The 24,819-nt window shown below is 57.3% G+C and carries 19 protein-coding genes; 10 read left to right on the top strand and 9 right to left on the bottom strand.

The window, feature by feature from the left end; all coding sequences use genetic code 11:
- Positions 1-33 precede the first annotated feature (33 nt).
- The 3 genes from rplA to rplL are packed head-to-tail and all read left to right on the top strand — an operon-like array spanning position 34 to position 1,695.
- On the top strand, positions 34-750 hold the full coding sequence (gene rplA, locus M017_RS0121160) for a 50S ribosomal protein L1 (RefSeq protein WP_031500188.1): 717 nt from the start codon (positions 34-36) through the stop codon (positions 748-750).
- Positions 751-762: 12 nt separating this feature from the next.
- Positions 763-1,290, top strand: coding sequence for a 50S ribosomal protein L10 (rplJ, locus tag M017_RS0121155; protein ID WP_031500187.1), 528 nt, complete (start codon positions 763-765; stop codon positions 1,288-1,290).
- 27 nt (positions 1,291-1,317) lie between these two features.
- Positions 1,318-1,695, top strand: coding sequence for a 50S ribosomal protein L7/L12 (rplL, locus tag M017_RS0121150; protein WP_031500186.1), 378 nt, complete (start codon positions 1,318-1,320; stop codon positions 1,693-1,695).
- Positions 1,696-1,750: 55 nt separating this feature from the next.
- Here rplL and M017_RS0121145 read toward each other — a convergent pair whose 3' ends face one another.
- Complete coding sequence (locus tag M017_RS0121145) at positions 1,751-3,721, bottom strand: alpha/beta hydrolase-fold protein (protein ID WP_031500185.1); 1,971 nt, start codon at positions 3,719-3,721, stop codon at positions 1,751-1,753.
- Between the two features lie 148 nt (positions 3,722-3,869).
- On the bottom strand, positions 3,870-4,562 hold the full coding sequence (locus tag M017_RS0121140; RefSeq protein WP_031500184.1) for a hypothetical protein: 693 nt from the start codon (positions 4,560-4,562) through the stop codon (positions 3,870-3,872).
- 136 nt (positions 4,563-4,698) lie between these two features.
- On the opposite strand from M017_RS0121140, the gene M017_RS0121135 reads away from it, so the two are divergent.
- The 6 genes from M017_RS0121135 to M017_RS0121110 are packed head-to-tail and all read left to right on the top strand — an operon-like array spanning position 4,699 to position 15,153.
- The gene (locus tag M017_RS0121135; protein WP_238325992.1) at positions 4,699-5,292 is read left to right on the top strand and encodes a sigma-70 family RNA polymerase sigma factor; all 594 of its coding nucleotides are present in this window, start codon (positions 4,699-4,701) and stop codon (positions 5,290-5,292) included.
- On the top strand, positions 5,289-8,144 hold the full coding sequence (locus M017_RS28090; protein ID WP_051670692.1) for a serine/threonine-protein kinase: 2,856 nt from the start codon (positions 5,289-5,291) through the stop codon (positions 8,142-8,144). Before M017_RS0121135 ends, M017_RS28090 begins: the two co-directional genes overlap by 4 nt.
- Before the next feature lie 16 nt (positions 8,145-8,160).
- Positions 8,161-9,498 (top strand): WD40 domain-containing protein, encoded by a 1,338-nt coding sequence (locus M017_RS0121125; protein ID WP_051670691.1) that lies wholly within the window; start codon positions 8,161-8,163, stop codon positions 9,496-9,498.
- Positions 9,495-11,555 carry a hypothetical protein gene (locus M017_RS0121120; RefSeq protein WP_155121541.1) on the top strand — a complete coding sequence of 687 codons (2,061 nt, stop codon included), beginning with the start codon at positions 9,495-9,497 and terminating at the stop codon, positions 11,553-11,555. The genes M017_RS0121125 and M017_RS0121120 overlap by 4 nt, the downstream gene beginning before the upstream one ends.
- Positions 11,530-13,686 carry a DUF1549 and DUF1553 domain-containing protein gene (locus tag M017_RS0121115; protein WP_051670690.1) on the top strand — a complete coding sequence of 719 codons (2,157 nt, stop codon included), beginning with the start codon at positions 11,530-11,532 and terminating at the stop codon, positions 13,684-13,686. Before M017_RS0121120 ends, M017_RS0121115 begins: the two co-directional genes overlap by 26 nt.
- Positions 13,687-13,698: 12 nt before the next feature.
- Entirely contained in the window at positions 13,699-15,153 is a 1,455-nt protein-coding gene (locus M017_RS0121110) for a DUF1501 domain-containing protein (RefSeq protein ID WP_031500178.1), read from the top strand.
- Here M017_RS0121110 and M017_RS0121105 read toward each other — a convergent pair.
- Together M017_RS0121105 and M017_RS28085 are read right to left on the bottom strand one after the other, a co-directional pair.
- Complete coding sequence (locus M017_RS0121105) at positions 15,134-15,529, bottom strand: carboxymuconolactone decarboxylase family protein (protein WP_031500177.1); 396 nt, start codon at positions 15,527-15,529, stop codon at positions 15,134-15,136. The genes M017_RS0121110 and M017_RS0121105 overlap by 20 nt on opposite strands.
- A complete protein-coding gene (locus tag M017_RS28085; RefSeq protein WP_051670689.1) occupies positions 15,526-17,805 on the bottom strand; it encodes a protein kinase domain-containing protein in 2,280 nt (759 codons plus the stop codon). The genes M017_RS0121105 and M017_RS28085 overlap by 4 nt, the downstream gene beginning before the upstream one ends.
- A gap of 22 nt (positions 17,806-17,827) precedes the next feature.
- Here M017_RS28085 and M017_RS0121095 point away from each other — a divergent pair, with 22 nt between their 5' ends.
- Positions 17,828-18,121: a putative quinol monooxygenase gene (locus tag M017_RS0121095; protein WP_031500175.1), complete on the top strand. Its 294-nt coding sequence runs from the start codon at positions 17,828-17,830 to the stop codon at positions 18,119-18,121.
- Here M017_RS0121095 and M017_RS0121090 read toward each other — a convergent pair.
- Genes M017_RS0121090 through M017_RS0121070 form a run of 5 tightly spaced genes read right to left on the bottom strand, consistent with a single transcriptional unit; the run spans position 18,118 to position 24,780 of the window.
- Positions 18,118-19,557 carry an amino acid permease gene (locus M017_RS0121090; RefSeq protein WP_031500174.1) on the bottom strand — a complete coding sequence of 480 codons (1,440 nt, stop codon included), beginning with the start codon at positions 19,555-19,557 and terminating at the stop codon, positions 18,118-18,120. The two genes, M017_RS0121095 and M017_RS0121090, sit on opposite strands and share 4 nt — an antisense overlap.
- A complete protein-coding gene (locus M017_RS0121085) occupies positions 19,554-20,909 on the bottom strand; it encodes an APC family permease (RefSeq protein ID WP_031500173.1) in 1,356 nt (451 codons plus the stop codon). Before M017_RS0121085 ends, M017_RS0121090 begins: the two co-directional genes overlap by 4 nt.
- Positions 20,879-21,493, bottom strand: coding sequence for a thiamine phosphate synthase (locus M017_RS0121080; protein ID WP_035958745.1), 615 nt, complete (start codon positions 21,491-21,493; stop codon positions 20,879-20,881). Before M017_RS0121080 ends, M017_RS0121085 begins: the two co-directional genes overlap by 31 nt.
- A gap of 3 nt (positions 21,494-21,496) precedes the next feature.
- The gene (locus tag M017_RS0121075) at positions 21,497-21,685 is read right to left on the bottom strand and encodes a hypothetical protein (protein ID WP_031500171.1); all 189 of its coding nucleotides are present in this window, start codon (positions 21,683-21,685) and stop codon (positions 21,497-21,499) included.
- Positions 21,686-21,699: 14 nt separating this feature from the next.
- Positions 21,700-24,780: an efflux RND transporter permease subunit gene (locus M017_RS0121070; RefSeq protein WP_155121540.1), complete on the bottom strand. Its 3,081-nt coding sequence runs from the start codon at positions 24,778-24,780 to the stop codon at positions 21,700-21,702.
- Positions 24,781-24,819: the final 39 nt, after the last annotated feature.

The raw sequence follows: 24,819 nt of genomic DNA, 5'->3' as shown, positions 1-24,819 counted from the left end.
TACTTTGCAGTAAACCGTTCGAAAACAAGAATCATGGCTCATAAACAGGGAAAAAAATACTTGGCTGCTGCCAAGCAGGTGGAAGCACGGACCTATTCCGTGACCGAAGCCGTTGGTCTAGCCCAAAAGATCAAATTCACTAAGTTCAACGAAACCGTTGAAATACACATGCGCCTTGGCGTCGACCCCAAGCATGCGGACCAAATGGTCCGTGGCACGGTCGTACTTCCCAATGGACTCGGCAAATCTAAAAAGGTTCTCGTGATCGCTAGCGGAGAAAAGGTGCGTGAGGCTGAAGCAGCCGGCGCCGACTTCTTCGGTGGCGAAGAGATCATCGAAAAGATCATCAAAGAGAACTGGCTCGACTACGATGCGGTTGTTGCGACCCCCGACATGATGCGCTCTATGGCGCGTCTTGGCAAGGTGCTCGGCCCGCGTGGTCTTATGCCGAACCCGAAAACGGGAACGGTCACCACTGACGTCGCAACCGCTGTGAATGAAGTGAAGGCAGGTAAAGTGGAGTTCCGTGTCGACAAGACCGGTGTTGTCCACGCTCCGGTCGGCAAAATCCAGTTTGAAACTGGCAAGCTGATCGAGAATGCCGAAAGCCTCATTTCAGCTGTGCTGCGCGCCAAACCCTCCGCTGCGAAAGGTAAGTACGTTCGAAGTGCGACGTTGTGCTCGACCATGGGTCCTGGCATCACGCTCGATATTTCCGACGTCACTTCTAAACTTTCGGTAGCGGTTTAAGGAGCAGCAACCATGAAGAATAAAGTCGACAAGCAAAAAGATTTCGAAGCAATTAAAAAAGCTCTCGAAGAGTCGCAGAACGTCTTCGTCTCGGGCTTCGATAAGCTGACGGTCGCTCAGGACTATGAGCTCCGCAAGACGGTTCGCGCCGCTGGTGGACGTTATCGGGTTTTGAAGAATACGCTGGCTGAAAAGGCAAGCGAAGGTCTTCCGGTTGCCGGGGCGGTGACTGGGCTCAAAGGTATGAACTCGATTGCTTACACAAGTGGCGACCCGGTCGCTCTTGCCAAAGCTCTCGTTGGTTATGCAAAGGCGAATCCGACCTTCACATTCAAGGCCGGTTTCGTTGAAGGGCGAGTCGTTGAAGTGCAATCCATCAACGATCTTGCCAACATGCCCTCGAAGGAACAGATCTACGCGCAGTTGCTGTATGTCATCAACGCGCCGGCACAGAAGTTGGTCACCGCTATCAATGGCGTTGGACGCAACCTGGCCGTGGTCGTCGATCAGGGCGTCAAAGAAAACAAGTTCAATCAGTAATAGATCAATTTAACGGAGTAGATGAAAATGGCTGACATCAACGCAATCTCGGAACAAATCCAGGGCCTCACCCTTCTCGAGGCTTCCCAACTCGTAAAGCTGCTCGAAGAAAAGCTCGGCGTATCGGCTGCTGCCGCCGCCGTTGCTGTGGCCGCACCTGCCGCTGGCGCGGCTGCCCCTGCTGCTGAGGAGAAGACGGAATTCACCGTGGTTCTCACCGGCGCAGGCGCCAACAAGATCAACGTCATCAAGGTTGTTCGCGAAATCACCGCGCTCGGCCTGAAGGAAGCCAAAGACCTCGTCGATGGCGCCCCGAAGACTGTCAAGGAAGGCGTGACCAAGGACGAAGCAGAAGCGATGAAGAAGAAGTTCGTCGACGCTGGCGCTTCGGTCGAAGTCAAGTAGTTCTTCGCACCAGCGAAACAAAAAAGGCGAGCCCCGTAAGGGACTCGCCTTTTTTCTATTTCCAGCGCTCGTTGAACAAGCCGGCCGTCGCAATGTCTGGCGTCTCGTCCCCAGCCTTCACCTTCAGCACAGCCCAGTCGCCCAATCGCGGCATGGCATACTCGCCACGCAGTTCCTTCTCCTCCGAGGTCATCCCCGAGTTCAGGACGATGTAGTGGCTGGGATGCAGCGGGCTCGGGTAGATCAAGGCTGGAAGATGATCCTTCGCAGAATAGCTCTGGCCGGACATCTTCACTGTCTCCTTGCTCCATTCCACCGGCAACTTGCCCTGCAGCTTTGCGATCCAGCGATTGCTGCCAGGGTCTCCGAACAGAACAACGTTGTACTTCGCAAAATCGGCCTCAGTCACGTCACGGTCCTCCTTGATCCGCGGATGCGCCCGCAAGTGTTTGGCATAAACACGGTCAAAGCGCGTCAGAATCCGGAGCGACTGCTCGTGGACTTCTTGATTCCAGGGCGTGCCCGTCGGACGCACCAGCAGGAACGCATCCAGGAAGGCATCGTCGATCGGCCCCTGGAGAGCATGCTGCTTATGCAGTCCTTGCGCTTTGCCAGCCACACGCCACTTGCCCTCGAGTTTCTCCAGACTGATTTCCGAGCCGGGCTTGAGCCTCACATTCTGGCCATCGATCTGAAGCTCCTTCGCCTTGTCCATCTCACGCAAAGTGAGGCGTGCGAGATTCTTCGTCTTCATCTCATAATGCGTGCCGTTGTTGGAGCGAACAGCGTCGATCTCGGCCTTTTCGTAGTGCTTGTCGAGCCAATCAAATGTCACCCAATGCGAGCGGTTGTAGCGGGTGGTCCAACTCACAAATCGCAGGTGGTCCGGGGACACCACGCCACGGTCACCGTACTTCTTGAGGAACTCATCCAGCTTGCCACGCACTTCTTTGCTCGTGCCGTGTCCCGTGTCCTTGGAGATGTAGAAAACCGCTTCGGTGCCCTTTGCCGCCAGATCATAAGGGTCTCCCACACTCTCATAGCCTTCGCGGCCCAATTGCTCCCGCACCCGGATCGAACTCTCCAACTGACCACGGGTTTTCGTACCGGGAGGCGCATAAGGGGGAATGGAACTGACGCCTGTTTCATTCTCTCCATCATGGCCGGCAAGCGGAAAATTATAGGCGTTCAGAGACCATTCGAGAATATTCTCGTAGATGTTGAGCGGCAGACGCTGGTAATCCGGAAAGCCAGGCATCTGCGAGCGATAGGGCCAAGTGCCAGCACCGATTTCAGCGGCGGCAAAGCGTCCCGGATGATGCAGCGCAATGTGCCAGGCGCCGCAACCTCCCATCGAAAAGCCGCGCAGGACAATCCGCTTGGGGTCGATCTTGTAGCGGCGCTGCACATCAGCCATCGCTTCAAAGACATCCACTTCACCAGCCCAGTGCCAGGCAATCCCATTCCATCGCCCATAGAGATCGAGTTGGATCTGTCCTTCGTCAGGCGGACTCGGCGGCGCGTTGCCCACCCGCAGCTCACGATCAATAAAGTTCCACTCGGCGTTCTTGGCATCGCGACCGTGCAGCCACACATAGAGCTTCACTGGCTTCGTTCCGTCATAAGAGGCCGGAATCCGCAGGCCATAAGGTTGGATGGAGCCGTCAAGCGAGGAGCGATAGCCATGGATCCGCCGCCCCGGACTCTTCATCCACGGCGCATTGCCTGCCAGTAACGCATTGGCCCGCTCGATCCCCTGATCGAGAACCGCAATCGCCTTCGGCACATCTTCCGCAACAAAATACTCTTCCGGAAATTCGCGCATCTGGTGCCCGGTCTTTTGATAGACCGCAACATCGGTGATCAGATCGGGATCGCCCTTCAATTTCGCGACAAGACCGTCGAGCTGTTGTACTTTCGCTGCGATGAGGGCCGATTGTTCCGGAGTCGGATCGACATGAGCTGGTGGCGGCTGCTGCGCCCAGGACGAGGCCAGCAGCAGGCACAACCAAAAAGGTTTCTTCATAAGTTCTATAGGAACTTTATGCGATTTCCCTGCCCGCGGGCAGCACAGAGATCAAAAAAGGCATCTCAGTTTGCTGGAACCCCTCCGAATTCCAACGCCCCCGAGATGCCTCTCTAAATTCACATGCGCCAAAACACCGTGAAACGGATCATTGCTTCTGATTTTTTTTGAGCAGAGGTAAAAGAAAGAGCCCCAGCCACAAGGTGGCAGGCTCCGGAACGGCGGCCGGATCGGGAATCAGCGGATTCGGGCCATCCTCCACCACGAGAATCAGTTGCCTGGTCAAGCTCGCATTTGTGGAGTTGAAGATCGCTTCATTCTCTGAGCCTCTTGTCAAAGTTGTGATGGCCGCTCCGAACGCAACCGGTCCCAGATTCGAGTTGAGATAACTCAGGCCAGCCCCATTGAGCTCGATATTGATGAATGTTGGAATGAGATGACTCAGCGTCGCGGAGCCCAGCATCAACCCAGTCCCCAGATCATCAAAGACACTCGCCCCACCCTTGCCCAACTGGAGCGTCGCAGCCATCGTGGAAACATCATAGAGTTCAAGGGTTTCAGAAGGATCTGGACTGAAGTAGCCGGTAGTGCTTCCGTTCCCGCTGGAGACGTGCAACTGCGCCGAAACAATGGACCCTGTAACACCGGCAAGATCGAAAAGAAAGAAGCCGCGCATCTCGGAACTGCCTACCGCATACCAGCCGGTTGCATAGTTCCCTGCCATGGCGCTTCCGGTTGACTGATAGAAGCCCGACGCCGTAGCGTCAATCGTGATGGTGGCGGCCGAGACGGTTGAGGCGGCAAGAAAAAGCGATAGGACAAGCAGACGATGGGAGTACAAGACAGTTCCTCAGGTGAAAGATTGGGACTTTTCAGCCCTCTTATCCTGCGTGCGTGAGAAAGTTGAGAATCCAGTCATGTGTCCGCAGAGTATTTTTCAGTTCCTGAAATGACACTATTGGAAGACACGCAAAGCTATGCCAGACTTACCTCAGCCCCCGATGATCGCAGCGGACCATGGAGAGATCACACAGTTGCTCCAAGACTGGCGGGAGGGCCGTCCCGATGCAGTCGATGCATTAGTCCCTTTCATCTACCGCGAGTTGCACCAGTTGGCCAACAGCTATTTGCGGCGAGAGAAGTCGAGCCACACGCTGCAACCGACGGCGCTGGTGAACGAGGTCTATCTTCGTCTCGCGGGAGGCAGCGTCCCTGCCTGGGAGAGCCGGAAGCACTTCTATGGAGTCGCGGCCCGGCTGATGCGGCAAGTGCTGGTCGATCACGCACGCAAGCATCTGGCGGGCAAACGCGGCGACGGGGCGGTTGTGCTTTCGCTCGATGAAGCACTGGTCTATTCAAAGCAGAACGCTGCGGAGTTCACCGCCTTGGACGAAGCCCTGGAGCGCTTGGCGGAATTCGATGAGCGCAAGGCGCGAGCGATTGAACTCCGCTATTTCATTGGGCTAACGGTGGAGGAGATGGCGCAAGTCTTAGAGGTCTCTCCGGTGACCGTGCAGCGCGATCTTCGCTTTGCCACCGCCTGGTTGTCCGAACAGTTGGGAGGGCGATGAACAAGACTCACTGGCCGCGCGTGGAAGAACTGTTTCACGAGTTGGCCGATGCCCCTGAACCCGAACGCGCCGCCCGGCTCGCCGGAGAGCTGGAGGAAGTGCGTGCTGCCGTGTTGCGGCTGCTGGCCACCGAAGGTGGCGACGCGGTGATCACAACGACCGTGAAGAAGGCGGCGCGCATGGTCACGCTACCCGAGAAGCGGATCGGCGCCTATGAGATTCTCCATGAGATCGGGCATGGCGGCATGGGAGCAGTCTATCTCGGCAGGCGGGCAGACTCTACTTACGAGAAGCAGGTCGCAATCAAGTTCGTTCGCAGTGGAATGGATTCGCCGCTCCTCCGCCAGCGCTTTGAAGCGGAACGGCGCATTCTGGCCCGCCTCGAACACCCTTACATCGCCAGACTCCTCGATGCCGGCACCGCGGCCAATGGACAGCCTTACTTCGTCATGGAATACGTCGAAGGCAAACCCGTGGGCCAATGGGCAGCGGAACAACACGTATCTCTCCGGGCGCGCGTGGAACTGTTCGTAAAGGTCTGTGAGGCCGTGCTTTATGCCCATCAGAATCTGGTGGTTCACCGCGACCTGAAGCCGACCAACATTCTGGTGACTCAGGAGGGGATTCCGAAATTGCTGGATTTCGGAATCGCAAAACTCCTCGAAGAAGAAGGCGGCGCACAGGCAACCGTGTTGCGGATTCTGACTCCGGACTACGCCAGTCCGGAGCAGGCGCGCGGCGACGCCGTCAGCGTCGCTTCCGATGTCTATAGTCTTGGCGCCGTCCTATACGAATTGCTGGCAGGAGAACCGCCCTTTCAACTGGCAGGACTTTCCCCCGCAGAAAGTGAACGGCAAGTCTGTTATTCGGATGCGCCCAAGCCGAGCCTGAAAGCTCCCAGTCTGGCGGGCGACCTCGATACGGTCATCCTGAAAACGCTGCGCAAGGATCCCGCAGAGCGCTATGAGGGCGTGGGCGAGCTTCGTGCCGATCTACTTCGCTATCTCGAAGGCAAACCAGTGACGGCGCGGCAGTATACGATCCGTCAACGCGCCATGAAATGGGTGAGACGGCATCGAACGGTAACGGTGGCAAGCGCGGCCATGGTGCTGAGTATCGTAGTTGGGTCTGGCATGGCGCTTTGGTCCGCACACGATGCCCAAGAGGCGCGTAAATTAGCCGAGCGCGAGCGGCAGCGTGCGGAGTTGAAATCCGAGGAAGCGGAGTGGAAAGCCGCAGAAGCGTTGGAGCAGCGCCGCATCGCCAATGACTTGCGCGATATGGCCGAGCAGCGCTTTGAAGAGCAACGAAAACTGGTAGGCGATTCGTTACGCAACTTCTACGATACCGTCGAACGTCTGCCCGGCAGCACGCAAGCGCGGCTGCAATTGTTGACCCTTGCGGCAGGGGCGGTGGAGAAGCTGGCCAAGGAAGAACCGGATGACGCGCGTCTCCAGATCGACTTGGCCGCCTACTACCAACGCCTCGGTGAAGTGCTGGGTGCGGCATCCCGTGCCAGCATGGGCGACCGGCGAGCCGCGATGGCAGAGTACCAGAAGGCACTCTCACTCCTCAACAAACTGAAGGCCAAGACACCGGAAGACCTGGCGGTCTGGAAGGCATTGTCGGCGATCCACGAGAGAATCGCCACCTTGGAGGCCTATATTTCGGCAGAGCCAAAGGCTTCTGTAGAAACCAGTAAGCTTGCGGTGAAAGAAGCCGAGTATGTCTTGCGCACCGCACCGGCAGACCCCGCAGGCAATCTATTACTTGTGTCCGCGCTTGTGAATCCGCACGCGGCGCTGTACCGGCGTGATCCGAGACTGGTGGATGTCGTCGGCTTCAGCCGTGCTGAGAAAATCCTCCTGCAGCGTCTCCAGCAGACTCCCGAGGATCTCGATGCAAAATCAAGACTTTCCATGGTGCAGTCGATCCAGGGAAACATCCTGGTGCAACAGCTCAATCTCCCGGCAGCACTCGAGCGACTGACCAAGGTAAAGAAGATGCGCGAGGAGATTGTGCGTGCGGCACCGAATGATTCGGAAGTCAAACGCAGTCTCATGATGACGAATAGTCACATCGCTGATGTCTACGTCCGCATGAACCGGATTAATGATCCTGGCTCTTATGCCGCCAATGAAGCAATGGCACAGCTGGGGGCAGAACTCGCACAAGAAGACCCGGATAACGTGACCGCGCAATACGACTACGCCATGAGCCTGACTCGTGTCGCCAGCTTCCATCGCAGGATGAAAGACTATCCCAAAGCTCTGGCCGGAACCGAGAAGTCGCTCGCCATTCTCGAAACCTTGAAGAAGGGCGAGAGCAAGAACCGGGTATTCGTCGCGCAATACTTCGGAGCGCTGAATAACTTCGCAGATACTCTGCGAGACTCCGGCCGCACCAGTGACGCATTGAAAGCCTATCGCCGCCAGGCGCAGGAATGGGAAGCCCTTCCGCCAACAAATGAGGACTTATTAACCGGGACCCAGCGGATCCGATCCTACCAACGTTATGCGGATGCACTTGCGAATGTGGGCGACCGCCAAGCACTCGACTACGCCAGCCGCGTCATTGAAGAAGCTCGTGACCTTGAAATCAAGAATCAAAAAGATGATTTCACTTACATTCGGATCTTGCGATACGAAGGGGAAGCAGGCGTGGTCCTGACCCGCTTTGCAGAAGCCGAGAATAACCGGGAACTCTGGATTCGCGGCTGGGACGTCCTCTCTCATTGCTTCGATGTACTGGCCGGAATGGATACCAGCAAGTTTCCAGATTGGAATGACGCCGATCGTCTTCCCTTGCGCAAGGCTTATGACCGAGCAAAGTCCGTGCTAGCTATGAAATAATTCGACCATCCGCATCATGCCCCGATCGACCGGTTGGCTTTTCCTGCTCAGCACGGCGACGATGGCCGCCGCGCCCAGCTACTATCGCGACGTCCGTCCTCTCCTGCAGAAGAACTGTGCCGGCTGTCATCAGCCCTCTGCCAAAGCGTCCGGCCTGGATTTAACCAGCTACGCCGCCTTTGCCGCTGGTGGGAAAAAAGGTCCGGCCTTTGCCGCTGGCAAAGCGGATGAGAGTCTCACCATCCAATATTTGACGGGCGCCGCCCAACCGAGAATGCCCCTCGGGGTTGCCCCGCTCAGCCCGGCTGACGTACAGGTGTTCCGCGATTGGATCCAGGCAGGGGCCAAAGACGACACGCCCGCGAGCGTGGATGACAATCGCCCAAGCGTCTACTTGCAGCCACCCGTCATCACGAGCTTGCGCTTCAGCCCCGACGGCAAGCAGATCGCAGTCTCCGGCAACCGGGAAGTGCTGCTTCATCGCGTGTCGGGCGAAGGTGCGCCAATTCGATTGCATGGAAAGGCGGAGCGGATTCTTTCTCTTGCGTTTTCAAGTGATGGCAAGCTCCTGATCGCTGGCGGTGGAACGCCCGCTCAGTTCGGCGAAGTGCAGATCTGGGACGCACCGAATGGCAAGCTCCTGCGAACAGCCGTCCTGACCAACGATACGGTCTTCGGCGCCTCCCTAGCTCCTGATGCCTCCAAGATCGCGGTCGGTGCAGCCGACAACACCGTACATGTTTTTGAGACGGCAACAGCCAAGGAGCTCTACAAGATCGGCAACCACGAGGACTGGGTGCTCTCCACCGTCTTTGGCGTCGACTCCAAACGCTTTGTGTCCGTCAGCCGGGACCGCGCAGCGAAGATCATCGACGCGAATTCTGGAGCCTTTCTGGAGAACGCCAATCTCCTCAAGAGCGAACTCTATGCCATCGCCCGTCACCCCAAGAAGGACATCGTTGTCTTCGGAGGCGAGGACCGTTACCCCTATGTCTACCTGCTCGACCGTCCACGCAACATGAAGATCGCCGATGACACCACCCTGGTGCGCCGCATCGAGCGGCAGGATGGGCCCATCACGGCACTCGATTGGTCTGGCGATGGAAAGCTGATCGCCGTCGCCGGACAGTCTCCCAAGGTGAATCTCTATGACGCTGATACCGGAGACCACAAGCTAAGCTGTACAGGGCATACGGCTGGCATCTATGCCTTGTCCTTCAGCTCAGACGGAACCCGCCTCGCCACGGGCGGCTTCGATGGAAAGGTCCGCATCTATTCGACTGCGGATTGCTCGCTCGTCCGGGAATTCGTACCCGTACCGATCACCGCCACGCTGACAGCAGGTGCCAAATGAGAATGCTTCTTTTGTTGGCCGGATGGGTTGCTCTCGCCGCGCCTCCCAATCTGGTTGAGCTCCAACCGCGCGGCGCGCAGAAGGGCCGCCCGTTCACATTAACTCTTATCGGCACAGGCCTGGGGGAAGGCGCCAGTATCGTGTCCAGTCTGCCCGCCACCTTCACCGCGCTGGGGAATGAACATCCGGCGACGCAAGCAAGCTTTCTCGTCGAGCCCACCGGGGACTGGGCCGTTGGCGTCTATCCGATCCGCGTTCGAGGGGCCAACGGAATTTCAAACATCCTGCTCTTCAGCGTGGGCGTGTTTCCGGAAGTCACAGAGGAGGAGTCCAGGCCGGGTGCCCTGCCCCATCAGAATGATTCCATCGAGAAAGCGCAGAGCTTACCCACAACACCACTGACGTTGAACGGACGCCTGATCGGCGCAGAGCGCGACTTCTATCGCATCCAGGGAAAAGCGAATGAGCGCCGCGTCTTTGAAATCGAAGCCCGCCGCGTTGGTTCTGCGATCGATCCAGTGATTCAGGTTTATGACGCCGCCGGCAAGCGGATCGGGCGCAGTGAAGATGATCCTGCGATCGGTCTCGACGCACGGCTCGATCTCACCTTTCCCAAAGATGGCTTTTATTACGTTGAAGTCTTTGATGCGCGCTTCTCCTCGCAGCAGCAGGACTTCTATCGTCTGAAGACAGGCGCTTACTCCTACGCAAGCGAGATCTATCCGCTCGGAGGCAGGCGCGGCGAGAACGTCGAGCTGACCATCTCGAACGTGAAGGTTAACGCCGATCTATCGAAGCTCCAGACCCGGCAGACTTTCGTGAATCTTCCCGATTCCCCTGCCCTGCCGCTGCCTTTCGCCATTGGCGATTTGCCTGAATTAATGGAGCCCGTCAGTGGCAACCTCCCCTTGCCGGTGACCGTGAATGGCAGGCTGGCACAGGCGGGGGAAGTGGATCGTTATGAGCTGAGTGTGAAGCCGGGGGAAGATCTGATCTTCGAGCTCCAAGCCCGGGAACTTGGAACCTCAAAACTCACCGGACTCCTCACCGTATATGACCCAGCAGGTAAGAAGCTGGCTTCTGCGGGAGACGGCCCGTTGCCAGTGGATGTTGCCGCCGTCCAGGTCAGCAGCAGAACGCTCGGCGACCCCTTCCTGATGCTTCAGGTTCCAGAAGGCGTCACCAAGATCACGCTCACGGTCGAGGACCTGGCTTCGCGCGGCGGTCCGCATTATGGCTATCGCCTACACGCCCGGCGTGCCGCACAGGAATTGAAAGCGACCATTCTCAATCCTTTTGTCAACATCCCACGAGGCGGCACCGCGATGGTCGCGGTTGATATTGAACGGCGTGGTTACATGGGACCGCTGACGGTGACCCCAATCGGCTTGCCGAACGGTGTTCATTTTTCTGGTGGCTTAATTCCCGCCGAAATGCCCGACCCACTCGTGAAAACGATGAACCGCCGTGCCGTGCTGAGCTTAACAGCATCGCCCGAAACACAACTCGAAGGGACCGAGATCGGCTTCCTGGTAAAAGGGGGAGCTCTCGAGACCAAGGCGGCCGGCTTGGCCTATACCATCGGTGTGAGCGGCGCTACCGCGCAGGGAGTTGTCGATCGGCAACGTGCCCTGGTCGGCCCTTGGCTGGGCTACCAGATGCCTGCCGCGCTCACGACGCCGACACCCGCTACGCTCGAGTTATCGCTCCTCAAGAGCGAGAAGAAAGAAACAGGCTACGAGTATCGGGTGCGCTGGAATTTCAAGAGTGACAACACGATGCAGGCCGTACCGCCCACCATCGGGGTGGATGTGCCGAATCTGGCAGCAGTCCGCATCATCGAGATGGAAGTGGATCGAGCAAACCCTCGCACAGGCACCTTCCTCGTCACCACCGCCAAGAGTTCTCTACCCGGCCCTTATGCCGTAGTTGCCACCGGCCGTGTCATGCTCGCCGGAACACCAATCGATGTAGTCGCTCCGATTCTACGGCTCGATGTGCCGGAACCGGAAGCTCAGGAGACCCAGACGAATGCGTCTAACACTACTGTTCGCTAGCGCCGTACTCCTCAGTGCCGCCGAACCCGTGACCTTCCTCCGTGATGTCGCGCCGATCCTGAACAAGGCGGGCTGTACTTCCGGCCCCTGCCATGGCGCGGCCAAAGGCAAGAACGGCTTCAAGCTCTCCCTCCGTGGCTACGACCCGCAGTACGACTACCAATCGCTTCTCTACGATTTGTCCGGCCGCCGGTTTAACCGGGCGCAGCCGGAGCAGAGCCTGATGCTCGCCAAACCCGCGCAGCAGATTCCCCATGGCGGTGGACTGCGCTTTGATGCCGATTCCGCTTACTACAAAACAATCTACAACTGGATTGCGCAAGGCGTTCCCTATGGGGATCCGGCAAAGGATGCGGTTACCTCGATTGCAGTCTCCCCCGCGCTCGTCGCGATGCCGAAACCAGGAGAAAAGGCGCAGATCAGTGTCATCGCAAAGTTCGCCGACGGACTCAGCCGCGATGTAACAAAAGAAGCAACCGTCGAATCGAACACACCTGATGTCGCAAAGATCGATACGGCGACAGCGCGTGTCTCGGGAGAGCGCATCGGCGAGGCCACGCTGCTGGTGCGCTACCAGGGCAAGTACGCCACCATCCCGGTGACGATCTTGAATCCACAACCCGGCTTTGTGGCAAAGAAACTCCCCCAGTACAACTACATCGATCGCCATGTCGATGACAAGCTGGCCCGCATCAAAGTGGAGGCCTCGCCGCTGGTCGATGATGCCACCTTCCTGCGCCGCGTGACGCTCGATCTCACCGGGCAGTTGCCAACGCCAGAGGACGTGAAGGCCTTCACCGCCGACCCAACTCCTACTCGTGTGAAGCGCAGCAAGAGAATCGACAAGCTGATTGCCAGCCCCGCCTATGCCGATCATTGGACCGTGAAATGGGGAGACCTGCTGCAATCCTCGAGAAAGTTTCTTGGCGAGAAAGGCACCTTCGGTTTCCGTGAATGGATCCACGAAGGCATTGCCACCAACAAGCCTTACGACAAGATGGTGCGCGAGTTGTTGGTCAGCAAGGGCAGTTCCTACGACGACCCGGCAGCGAACTATTTCCGGACGACACGGGAACCGAAGCCGACCATGGAGAAGACGACGCAGGTCTTTCTCGGGGTCCGGATGGTCTGCGCCCAATGCCACGATCATCCCTTCGAGAAGTGGACGCAGAATCAGTACTACCAGATGTCCGCCTTCTTCTCAGCCGTGGGTTTGCGGCCGGGATACGAGGTGGGCGAAGAGATCATCTACGACACGCGCAACGATTACGAGATGAAGCACCCCAAGGACAGCCACGTGGTGGCTCCGGAGTTTCTGGTCGCCTCCACGGCCAAGATCAATATCCCCAGCAATCAGCGCCGTCGCGATGCGCTCGCCGAGTGGCTGGTGTCCAAGGACAATCCTTTCTTCGCCAAGGCCATGGCGAATCGCACCTGGAGCTACTTCTTCGGCAAAGGAATTATCGATCCGGTGGACGACATTCGCGCGTCGAATCCTCCATCGAATCCCGCGCTGCTCGATGCCTTAACCAAGGACTTCATCGACCATAACTTCGACTTGCAGCATCTCATGCGCACCATCGTCAACTCGCGCGTCTACCAGACTGCAATCACGACGAACGAGTGGAACGCGAAGGATACCGACAACTTCTCGCACGCTGCCCCTCGGAGACTGGGATCAGAACAATTGATGGACGCCGTCACAATGGCGGCGGGAGTGAGACCCAAGTTCCCGGAACTGCCAGAGGACACAATGGCCTCGCAGTTGCCCGATCCACATGTGGGCCGCGATGGCTTTCTCGATTTATTTGGCCGCCCCACCCGCGAATCCGCTTGCGAATGCGAACGGCGCGCGGACTTCAGCCTGCCGCAGGCATTGAATCTGGTGAACGGCACCACCATCTCGGATGCGGTGGCGGACCCGAAGGGCCGTGTGGCCAAGATGGTGCTCGCGGGCAAATCCGACACCGCGATGATCGAAGAGTTGTACCTGGCGACCCTCTCTCGGGTGCCGACCAAGGCCGAGAGCGACGCGGGTGTGAAGTATTTGGCAGGTGGCGCGCGAGCGACGCGCGCGCAGGATTTGCTGTGGGCTCTGCTCAACAGCAAAGGCTTTCTATACAGTTACTAGGAGAAGCGAATCATGCTAAACATTCCCGGACATCCGGCACAGACCTGTGAAGGTCCCACGCGCCGTGAACTGATGCGTATTGGCTCTCTTGGCCTGGCAGGGCTGCATTTGCCTGGCTTCTTTTTGTCTCAGAAAGCCGCTCTCGCCAATGATGTGGCGAAGAAGTATGCGGGTGCGCGCGGTTTTGCACAAGCCAAGAACGTGATCATGATCTTCCTCCAGGGAGGCCCCAGCCACATCGATATCTGGGATCCCAAGCCAGACGCTCCCTCCAACATCCGCGGCGAGTTTAAACCGATCAAGACGAAGATCCCCGGCACAAACATCGGCGAGCACATGCCGATGATGGCGCAGGCGCTCGACAAGGTCACCTTGATCCGCTCGATGTCTTATACGCCGAATGGCCTCTTCAATCACACCGCGGCGATCTACCAGATGCTCACCGGCTATCCCCCCGATAAGGTGTCGCCTTCTGGTCAACTCGAGCCGCCAAACGCAGCCGACTTCCCCACCGCAGGAAGCCACATCAGCAAGATGATGCCGATGAAGGACGCAATGCTGCCCTTTGTTGAATTGCCACGCCCGTTGCAGGAGAGCGGCATCATCGGCAAAGGTGGCGCGGCAGGCTTCCTCGGCAAGGCCTACGACCCGTACCGGATGTATCAGGACCCGGCAGAAAAAGTAACGCTCGAAGATCTTGCCTTGCGCAAAGAGATCCCCCCGCAACGGCTGAAAGATCGCTTTGAGTTGCTGAAGGGAATCAACGGCTCCATGCCGGACTTGGAGAAGGCATTGAATGCCTCCGCCGTCGACGAATACTATGGCAAAGCTTATGACCTCGTCCTGAGTGGAAAGGCCCGCGACGCCATGGACCTCACCAAGGAAAGCGTCGCCATGCGCGAGCGCTACGGGAATCATACCTTTGGACAAAGTGTCCTGATGGCGCGCCGGCTGATCGAAGCCGGCACCAAGTTCGTACAAGTGAATTGGCCTTCGGTGGCCAATGGCGACCCTGAAAAAACAGCTTGGGACACACACGCCGCGAACTTCGCACCACTGAAGAACCTGCACTGCCCCAAGCTCGACCGCGCCCTGTCGGCATTGCTCGAAGACATGGACCAACGCGGCCTATTGAAGGAAACAATGGTGGTTGCAATCGGAGAATTTGGCCGCAGCCCACGCATGGGAGTCTCCACCAGCGGCAACTCAAACAGCCCCGATGGCCGCGACCACTGGCCCTATTGCTACAGCGGCATTGTGGCCGGCGCAGGAATTGCACGCGGGATGCAATACGGCGAATCGGACGCCACCGCTTCCAGCCCGAAGGAAAAGCCGGTCCACCCGAACGACCTGCTCGCCACGATCTACTATGGCCTCGGCATTGATCCGGACATGGAGATTCGCAACCATCTGAACCAGCCGCGCGAACTGGTCAAAGGCAAGATCGTTACTGATCTGTTTGCTTAAAACGCTCGTCCACCGGAACACGGTAGCCGGCAACCAGGCGATTCGTCTCGTTCGCCATGCCCACCACTGCCATCAGTTCGGTAAACATTTTGTCGGTCATCCCCTTCGCCGTAGCGCTTGCGCTATGTGAGGCGATGCAGTACTCGCAGCCGTTGGTCGCACTGACGGCGATGTAAATCAGCTCCTTGACGAGCGGATCGAGTTCGCCCGCACTCATCACTTCCTGAATGCTCGCCCAGGTGCGGCGGAGCGTCACCGGGTCGTGAGCGAGCGCCTTCCAAAAGTTATTGACGGAGTCCGTTTTCCGCTTCGCCATGATGTCATCGAAAACGGCTCGTACTTCCGGACTCGCTTCGTGATATTCAATCAGTTTCATTTTGACTCCAGGATTTTCGCCAGTGCCAGATGGTTCTGCGCCAGCGCATGGTCGAGCGGCGTTTTCCCACTGATATCTTTCGTATTCCGATTCGCTCCACCCGCCAGAAGAATCAACGCCGCATCAATCTGATTGCTCTTAGCGGCGAGCGAGAGCGGCGTGTCGTGCGTGTTGTCGTACACCTCGGTCTTCGCCCCATGATCAAGAAGAAAGCGGATCATCTCCGGATGGTGGCGCATGACCGCATAGTGGAGAGGACTGGCCGATCCACCATAGCCGTCAGGGGATGCACCGTAACGCAAGAGCAGCTCAGCCATCGGACGGTCTCCATTCTCCACCGCTTGACGAAAGGGATAGCGCCCCGGTCCGCGGCCACCGTTGACGTCCGCACCGTTCTTCAAATAAGCTTCCGCGTCTTTCAACCGCCCTTCGAGAACAGCGGATCCAAGATTGTTTCCAAAGGTCTCATTCCATCCCAGCGAAGGCGGCAAGATCAAACCCAATAACAGCAGAACCGGGATCGCCGCCCACAGCATGGTACCCAGGCGAATGCGCTGCCCCACCCGGCTGAGCGTATTGCCGGAGCGCTGCATCACTTCTACCGAGTTTTCTCCCAGACTGCGGCGCGCCCGTTCGTACAACATACTCCAGGCCAACAGAAAGGACCCGTAAATTGGCATAAAGCTAAAGGAAGCGAGACTGAGTGCATTACTAAAGCCTTCCCCCAGATACTCATGGAAGATCACCCGCAACGGTGCTTGTCCAATCACAAAAGCGATCGGCAGGTAGAGCGCCACCAGCCAGGCCACCGCGAAGCGGCGCACCAGAAGGGCAAGAGCGATGTGTTCATTCCCACGCAGGAGCTCCCGGCTCCTCAAGCGGGCCTGTTTCACACTCCGGTGCTCCAACAGGATGACAATATGCGCCAGAGCGTCGGATACAGGGCGGGTGGTGAAGCAAGTGGCAATCAGCGCGCGAGGATAGCATTTCCAGGTGCTCATCATCTGCGCGAACCAACTCTTGACCGTCCCGTCCTGATCGCGCGTGTACTGGAACCACCGGGTCATCCCCATGTCCGCCCACAACAAGGCGCAATAGGCAACCAGGAAGTGAATCACTAATACGATCGCAAAGGCCTGCCAATCCTCCAACCACTGGCGCTCCGTAGCGAGCCGTCCGAGGGAACGGAATCCGTTCAGAATCGTTACCGCCGGAACCATCACCAGCAGCAGAATCGCAAACCAGACACCCGAGTTGCCGCTCCCCAGTGCCCGGCTATCCTTGAGAATCCGGACTTCGCCTTCTACCGCCACACGCATCCGGGCAACAAAGCTTTGGCAATTGGGTGCCCGGTAGTTGGGATCCTTTGCCAGGCTCTCCAGAATCACGCGCGAAACAATCTCGCTGAGCTTGGGATTCTTCGTATGTGGGGCGTCGGGCGTGAGAGTGATTTGCTGCTCGATCAGTTCGCGGGCGTTGCCCTTGAACGGGAGTTCTCCGGCCAGCATCATGTAAGCGAGCATGGCCAGGGAATAGAGATCCGACTTCTCATTCACCGCCTTTCCCGAACATTGCTCGGGAGACATAAAGGCTGGTGTGCCGAGAGTGGAGCCCACTGTCGTCGTAAAGCCGGAGGCATCCGCAAAGGCACTGGTGAGGCCAAGCTCGGTGGGTGCAATGATCTGCGTGGCGTTCTCGTCTTCCGGGTTCGTTTCGGCGTTCGGCGCCGCTTCGAGTTCGGGCAGATCCATCACCAGAGCAGAAGGATCGGCAAGTTTCGCGATGCCAAAATCCAGTACCTTGACGATGTAAGCGCCGCGGCCATCCGGTTGCATCCAAATGTTCTGGGGCTTCAGGTCCCGATGGAGAATGCCGTGACGGTGCGCCTCCGACACTCCGAGCGAGATCTGCTCAAGAATCTCCACCGCAAGGCTAGAAGGCAGCAAGGGTTGCTTCTGCAACATCTCAAACAGCGTCTCGCCGTCGAGATACTCCATGACCAGATAAGCGAGTGGCCGGGTGTCAATCACAGTGACACCGAAATCGGTTACATTGACGACATTCGGATGACGCAGCCGGCCGGAAGCTTCTGCCTCGCGCTGGAAGCGGATCAGCAGTTCCCGGTTGCGCATATACTGCGGCGCAATGATCTTCACCGCCACCGTCCGCTTGGTGCCGGTATGGAGCGCCATATAGACACTCCCCATCCCACCCTTGCCGAGCAGCTTTTCGATGAGGTATTTGTTATCGAGTGTGCGCCCGACGAGTGGGTCCATGCGAATCTATCAGCATACAGTAATGAGACCAATACTCCATGTTGTTGCCCATATTGAAGCTGTTCCTGGATTTGAAGCGGAAGTGCTGAGCGTACTCAAAAGCTATCTGGAACCCACTCGCGCCGAAAAAGGCTGCCTGCGTTACGATCTGTTCCAGGACAATAGCGATACAAAGAAATTTACCTTCATTGAAGAGTGGGAATCCAAGGAAGATTTGGACGCCCACGCCAAGAGTGCACACCTGGCCGCAGGCCGGATTGCGCTCGAAGGCAAGAAGGCGTCCCAATGGGTGCAACTGCTCACGCAACTAGGCTAGTTGAGTTTGGAATGCGAACGGCTATAGACGAAGTACACCACTAAGCCGATGAGCATCCAGATGAAAGCTGTGATCTGGGTGATGTGATCGAGGCCGATGATCATCGCCGAGCAGATCGTCACCGCAAGAATCGGCACCAGTGGCACCAGCGGCGTGCGGAAGGGGCGTGGGAGATTGGGATTTGATCTCCGCATAATCCAGACCCCCACGCTCACCAGCACGAACGCAAAGAGTGTGCCAATAGAGGTCAGGTCACCCGTGATATCGCCCGGCAGTAAGATCGCAATCAAGCCAACAAAGATGAAAAGGATCAGGTTCGATTTGTAAGGAGTGCGGTACTTGGGGTGCAGTTCGCTGAACACCTTGGGAAGCAAGCCGTCATTGGCCATCGAGAAGAACACCCGGCTCTGGCCCAGCAGCATGACAAGAATGACGCTTGAGAAGCCCGCCAGAATCGCAACCGTCACCAGAGTGGCAAGCCACTCATAGCCAGGCATATACTTCTGGATCGCATAAGCGACGCTTGCTTCCTTACCGGCAATCTTGAATTCCTGCCAGTTGGCAATGCCGGTGAGCACGTGTCCGAAGAGGACGTAGAGTACGGTGCAAACGGCAAGAGAGCCCATGATGCCAACCGGCATATCGCGTTCCGGCCTCTTAGCTTCCTGTGCTGCTGTCGATACGGCGTCAAAGCCGATAAAGGCAAAGAACACAATTCCCGCGCCGCGCAGCACGCCGCCCCAACCGTGCTTGAAGAAATCTTCGTGACCGATCGTCCCTTCAGGAATCAGATAAGGGACATGGTTCGCCGGATTGATGAATTTCCACCCGAGGCCAATGAACAAAACAACAATGGCGACTTTGACAAAGACAATCACCGCGTTCGCCTTGGCCGATTCCTCCGTGCCTTTGATCAGCAACAAGGTGAGAACCAGCAGGATGAATAAGGCAGGCGCGTTGAAGATGCCGTGCACGCCGTCCGGAGATACTTGCAATGGAGAGTGCGACCAGGCATATGGGATGGAACCCCCCATCAGCTTATTGAGATATTCGCTCCAGGCAATCGCGACGGTGGCCGCGCCAAGTGCATATTCGAGAATCAGAGCCCATCCGATGGTCCAGGCAGTCAGTTCGCCCATCGTGCAATAGGCATAGGTATAGGCGCTGCCCGCAATCGGGATCATCGAAGCAAACTCCGCATAACAAAGGCCGGCAAAGGCGCAGCCAATCGCGGCAACAATAAAGGAGAGTGTGACGCCAGCGCCCGCGGCTTCGGCGGAAGCAGCAGCGGTACGGACAAAGAGACCCGCGCCAATAATCGCGCCAATCCCCAGGGCGACCAGATTCTTGGCATCGAGCGTTCGCTTCAGGCCTTTACTGTCAGCAGCCTGCCGCAACAGACCTTCGACAGATTTCGTTCGGGTAAGACTACTCATGCGAGAACCTCGTTCTTTTTCCAGATGTAGTAAACCGGGATGCCCAACAGGACAATGATCAGTCCCGGCCACGTGTAATTGGGCTTATAGAGAAGCAACAGAATTTCGATCATCCCCGCAAACACAATGTAGAGGAAAGGAAGTACCGGATAACCGAAAGCCTTATACGGACGCTCCATCTCAGGACGCTTGCGGCGCAGCACAAAGATGCCCCAAATGGTCATGACGTAAAAGAGCAGAACCGCAAATATAACATAGTCAAGAAGATCGCCATACTTCCCGGTCAGCGTCAGGCCACAGGCCCACAGGCACTGGACGGCGATGCTGATCACTGGCGTCTTACTCTTCGGGTCCAACCGGCCACAGACCTTGAAGAAGAGTCCATCATTCGCCATTGCGTAGTAAACCCGGGCGCCGGCAAGAATCAAACCATTCACGCACCCGAAGGTGGAGATCATAATGGCCGCGGCCATCCACTTCTCTGCCCCGAGCCCAAGAAAGCTCTGCACCACCGCCGTCCCCACACGGTCTTGCGGAGCGTTCTGAATCGCAGCCAGCGGCAACACACTGAGATACACGATATTCGCGAGCAAGTAGAGAACACTCACCAGGCCAACGCCAATGGCCAGAGACAGCGGCAGATCCCGCTTCGGATTCCGCATCTCCCCAGCCAGAAAAGTGATGTTGTTCCAGGAGTCGGAGCTAAACAGGCTCCCCACCATCGCAACCCCAGTGACGGAGACGACGGCCCAGGTCCAGTCGGCATTCGCCCAGAAGTTGCCGAAATTCGCCTGGATGGCGGTCTCGTTCCGGCCTAAGGCAAGACCCAACACAACAAGACCCAGCAACGCCACCACCTTGGCAATCGTGAAGATGTTCTGGACAATAGCGCCCGTGCGGACGCCCTTTGTATTCACCCAGCTCAGCAGGGCAATCACGGCGATTCCCACGATCTGCAGCCAGCGGCCTTGGATTGCGGGAAAGAACACACCGGCAAATTTCGCAAAGGCAACGGCGACGGCGGCAATCGTGCCCGTCTGAATCACCACAAAGAAGGTCCAGCCAAAAAGGAAGGCAGGGAGTTTGCCAAAGGCTTCGCGTAGATAGATATACTGTCCACCCGCTTGCGGCATTGCCGCGGCGAGTTCGCCATAACTGAGCGCAGCGATCAAAGTCAGAATCGCCGTAATCACCCAGGTGGCCAGCAGCAGCGCAGGAGAATTGACTTGCCGGGCAATGTCCGCCGAAACAATGAAAATACCGGAGCCAATCATGCCCCCGGTAACGATCATGGTTGCGTCAAGAAGACCGAGGCCTTTGACTAAATTGGAATTGCCAGCGTTTGTTGCCATCGTTCGATGTTGTCTCGGAAAGCCTTTAGTGTATACGGAGGCTGCCAGAGCGCGCTAATGACGGCAATTTTTTCAGCGCCGGCGCTGATGACGCGCCACGCGTTGTCGAGAGTAATGCCGCCGATTGCGACCAACGGAGTATCGGTGAGACGACGGAGCTCAGCGAGTTTTTCAAGGCCAACGACTGGGTCTGGGTTGGCTTTCGAGTGGGTGGGAAAAATAGGGCCGAGGGCCAGATAGTCAACAGGTTCCGCAAGACCGGCCAGCAGTTGCTCTTCATTGTGCGTGGAGAGTCCCAGAATCGCCGGGCGGCGCACCAATCCACGCACGGCAGAAGGAGGCAGGTCCTCCTGCCCCACATGCAGACCAAAACCAAACAGCGCGGCACAGTCCGCACGATCATTGAGAATCAGATCGGACTTGATCTGGGCGCAAGCTTCCAATTGCTTCAGAAAGACGCGGTCAAAAGGGCCTTTATGCCGGATCTGGACCCATTCGATGTCAGAAGTCATCGAGACGGCATCGGGTAAACAGATGCCATGTTGCTCCAAAACCGCCGTGTCGAGAATAGGGTAGAGTTTCAAAACCTAATCCTGTACGGGCGCCTGATTGTCAGAATCGGCCCAAGCCGAGATCTTCAGCCGGCGGCAAACCCAGCAAAGGCCTTCGGTAGAATTGGGAGCAACTTCGCTGGCACAAATGACACATTTTGTCACGGGCGGCTCCTCAAGGAGGATCGCCGTCTTCGCAGTCTTCTTGATAACTTTGTCTGCCAAGTATTCAGCTTAGCTTAATCGCCGGTGGCCCCGGCAGTCGCCGGAAGTCCCGCACTGGAGCGGCGTGCATACCAGGCCTTCAAATCCTCTACGGCAGCATAGCCAACCGGCACCACCAGCAGCGTGAGCAACAGGCAGAGCATCTGTCCGCCGATGATCGTAATCGCAATCGCCGAGCGCTGACCTGCACCAGCTCCAACGCCAATCGCAGTGGGAATCAGACCGGCAACAATCGACAGCGTTGTCATCAGAATGGGGCGCAGACGAACTGAATTTGCTTCAATGATCGCCTTCAACAGCGGCTGCCCTTGATCCCGCAGCCGGTTCATGTAGTCGATCTGCAAAATGCCGTTCTTCTTGACGATTCCCAGCAGAAGCAGAATACCCAGCGCGCTAAACAGATTCATCGTACGGCCAGTGACAATCAGCGACAGCAGTGCAAATGGAATCGACAGAGGCAGTGTCGACAGAATAATCAGCGGATGCACCAGACTCTCAAACTGCGCCGCGAGCACCATGTACATGAAGATTGAGGCGAGGCCAATGGCGAGTAGCATGTTCTTGGTGGTCTCTTCGAGCACCTTCACCTGTCCCGCATAGGCGACGCGATAGCCGGGCGGCAGCGCCACCCGATCGAGCGCACTCGCCGCCGCCGCAGCAGCAACGCCGAGCGAAGAGTTCAGCGCCACGTTGCCATAGACACCCACGCTGAACTGGCGGTTGTAGCGATCGATGCGGCTCGGGCCCAGCCCTTGCGAAAGAGAAGCAACCGAATCGAGACGAATCAGTCCTTTCGCACTCGGCACCAGAAGACGGCTCAACACATTGCGATCATCCCGCTGGTGCGGCAGCAGCCGCATCATCACCGGATATTGTTCAGCATCTTCCTTGAAGGTCGAGATCTGGTCTTCGCCCGACATCAACAGGCGGACGGAGTCGGCCACATCGCTCACCCGGACGCCAAGATCGGAAGCAAGACCACGATCGATCTTCACCTGCAATTCCGGGTTGTTCAGATTGAGGTTGACCTTGATATCGACAATCGATGGTTCCTTCGCCATCTCCGCATTCAGTTGCTTGGCAAACACAACCAGCTTGTTGATATCCGGCCCGAGAAGCTGCATCCGGATCGGCGCAAAGGAATCGCGGCCACCCAGAATATTGGGGAAGGTCACACGCGGACGGGCAAAAGCAAATTCCTTGGCCACGTCACGCACCTTTTGCCCCATCTCGGTAATCGAGCCTCGTTGGTCCTGCGGCTTCAGGAAGACATAGATATAGGCCATCGTGACGCGCTGCAGAAAACCCGCCGTAGAAGGCACTACGGCCGTCACGCCGTCAATCGCTTCAAACTTCTTCGAAAGCGCCAGCGCCACTTTCTCTGTACCTTCAAGCGAAGTGCCTTCGGCCGTTTCAATAAAGACCCCGAGTTCGTTCTGGTCTTCCTGTGGCATCCAGTCTTTGCCAATCCGGTCATACAGGAAATAGGTGGAGCCGAGAGTGAGCAGCGAAATCGCCAGGATCACCGTGCGGTGGTTCAAGGACCACACCAGGCTGCGTTCATAGAGCGCCTCCATCCAACCGCGATGGTGCGCACCGGCCGCCTGAACACCTTTCTTCGCCTTCTTCAACATGCGCGCCGCCAGCGCGGGCGTCAGCGTAAAGGCGACCAGCATCGAGACCAAAATCGACACCGCCATCGTCCACCCAAACTCGTTCAGGTAGCGTTTCGCATAGCCGCTGATAAAGGCAATCGGAATGAACACGATCACCAGCGATAAGGTAGTGGCCAACACCGCCAGCGCGATTTCCTTCGTCGCATAAAGAGTCGCTTCCGCTGGCTCCATGTCTGACTCGTTGAGCACCCGGTAGATATTTTCGATGACAATAATCGCGTCATCGATCACAATCCCCACCGCTAGGGTTAGCCCCAGCAAGGTCATTGAGTTCAACGTGAAATCGAGTACTTTCAACACCGTGAAGGTGGTGATGATCGAGGTTGGAATCGCAATTGAGCTGATGAAAACCGTGCGCCAGTCGCGAATAAAAATCCAGATGATCAGCGAAGCTAGCAGGCTGCCGAGCACCAGATGCTCTTCGAGCGCCGCAACCGAGGCGCGGATGTAGGTGGCCTGCTCCGAGATGATGTCGAGCTTGACGCCTGGAGGAAGCTGCCGCTGCAACTCCTCGATCCGGGTGGTTAAGGAGTCCACCACTTTTACGGTGTTAACGCCGGTCTGGCGGCGGATCTCGATCAGCACCGCGGGCGTTCCTTTGTAATATGCAAAGCTGCGCCGCTCGCTCATCCCGTCTTCCACCTTGCCGATATCCCGGATACGAATCGGCGAGCCATTCACATTCTTCACGATGATGCTGTCGAAATCGTGGATCGATTCCACACGCCCCAGCGTGCGTACGCCCATCTCGTTCAGGCCTTTTACAATGCGGCCACCGGGAGCTTCGACATTTTCCGTCATAACGGAACTCTGCACCTGTTGTCCGCTCAAGCCATAGGCGTTCATCTTGTCGATGTCCATATAGACATTGATCTGCCGGTTGCGGCCACCCTGGATGTCGACAATACCGACACCATCCACCGTCTCGAGCGAACGGCGCACAGTCTTGTCGGCAAGCTCCGTCAGGTCGCGGATGGGGCGTTGTCCGGACAACGCGACACGCATGATGGAGTCCGCATCGAGATCGCTCTTGGTCACCGTCGGCGCCAAGGTATTCGGAGGTAATTTGCGTTGTGCCGAGCTGACCTTCTCGCGGACATCATTGACGGCCTCAGCGATATTCCGGTCGAGCACAAAGTTGATCTGGATATTCGCATTGCCTTCGGTGACGCGGGCCACCAGCTCATCAATGCCAGCGACAGAAGCAATCGCTTCTTCCATCGGGAGCACCACCTGGCTCACCATTTCTTCCGGACTGGCGCCCGGCAGGTTAATGCGCACATTGACGGTGGGCACATCCGATTTCGGGAAGAGGTCGACTCCCAGCCCCATGAAGCTGAACACGCCCATCACCACAAGAAACATGATGAGCATCAACGCGAAAACAGGTCGCTGGATACAGATTTCGCTTAAACGCAAGTGGGCGGACTCCTTGGAAGATTAAGATGATTGTATCGA

The organism is Bryobacter aggregatus MPL3, from assembly GCF_000702445.1.
GTDB lineage: Bacteria > Acidobacteriota > Terriglobia > Bryobacterales > Bryobacteraceae > Bryobacter > Bryobacter aggregatus.
The sequence above is the reverse complement of the archived record's forward strand: the minus strand, read 5'-3'. Positions and strand labels throughout refer to the sequence as shown.

Coding starts and splice junctions, on each gene's coding strand:
- rplA (WP_031500188.1), top strand. CDS start 34: ATGGCTCATAAACAGGGAAAAAAATACTTGGCTGCTGCCAAGCAGGTG.
- rplJ (WP_031500187.1), top strand. CDS start 763: ATGAAGAATAAAGTCGACAAGCAAAAAGATTTCGAAGCAATTAAAAAA.
- rplL (WP_031500186.1), top strand. CDS start 1,318: ATGGCTGACATCAACGCAATCTCGGAACAAATCCAGGGCCTCACCCTT.
- M017_RS0121145 (WP_031500185.1), bottom strand. CDS start 3,721: ATGAAGAAACCTTTTTGGTTGTGCCTGCTGCTGGCCTCGTCCTGGGCG.
- M017_RS0121135 (WP_238325992.1), top strand. CDS start 4,699: ATGCCAGACTTACCTCAGCCCCCGATGATCGCAGCGGACCATGGAGAG.
- M017_RS28090 (WP_051670692.1), top strand. CDS start 5,289: ATGAACAAGACTCACTGGCCGCGCGTGGAAGAACTGTTTCACGAGTTG.
- M017_RS0121125 (WP_051670691.1), top strand. CDS start 8,161: ATGCCCCGATCGACCGGTTGGCTTTTCCTGCTCAGCACGGCGACGATG.
- M017_RS0121120 (WP_155121541.1), top strand. CDS start 9,495: ATGAGAATGCTTCTTTTGTTGGCCGGATGGGTTGCTCTCGCCGCGCCT.
- M017_RS0121115 (WP_051670690.1), top strand. CDS start 11,530: ATGCGTCTAACACTACTGTTCGCTAGCGCCGTACTCCTCAGTGCCGCC.
- M017_RS0121110 (WP_031500178.1), top strand. CDS start 13,699: ATGCTAAACATTCCCGGACATCCGGCACAGACCTGTGAAGGTCCCACG.
- M017_RS0121105 (WP_031500177.1), bottom strand. CDS start 15,529: ATGAAACTGATTGAATATCACGAAGCGAGTCCGGAAGTACGAGCCGTT.
- M017_RS28085 (WP_051670689.1), bottom strand. CDS start 17,805: ATGGACCCACTCGTCGGGCGCACACTCGATAACAAATACCTCATCGAA.
- M017_RS0121095 (WP_031500175.1), top strand. CDS start 17,828: ATGAGACCAATACTCCATGTTGTTGCCCATATTGAAGCTGTTCCTGGA.
- M017_RS0121090 (WP_031500174.1), bottom strand. CDS start 19,557: ATGAGTAGTCTTACCCGAACGAAATCTGTCGAAGGTCTGTTGCGGCAG.
- M017_RS0121085 (WP_031500173.1), bottom strand. CDS start 20,909: ATGGCAACAAACGCTGGCAATTCCAATTTAGTCAAAGGCCTCGGTCTT.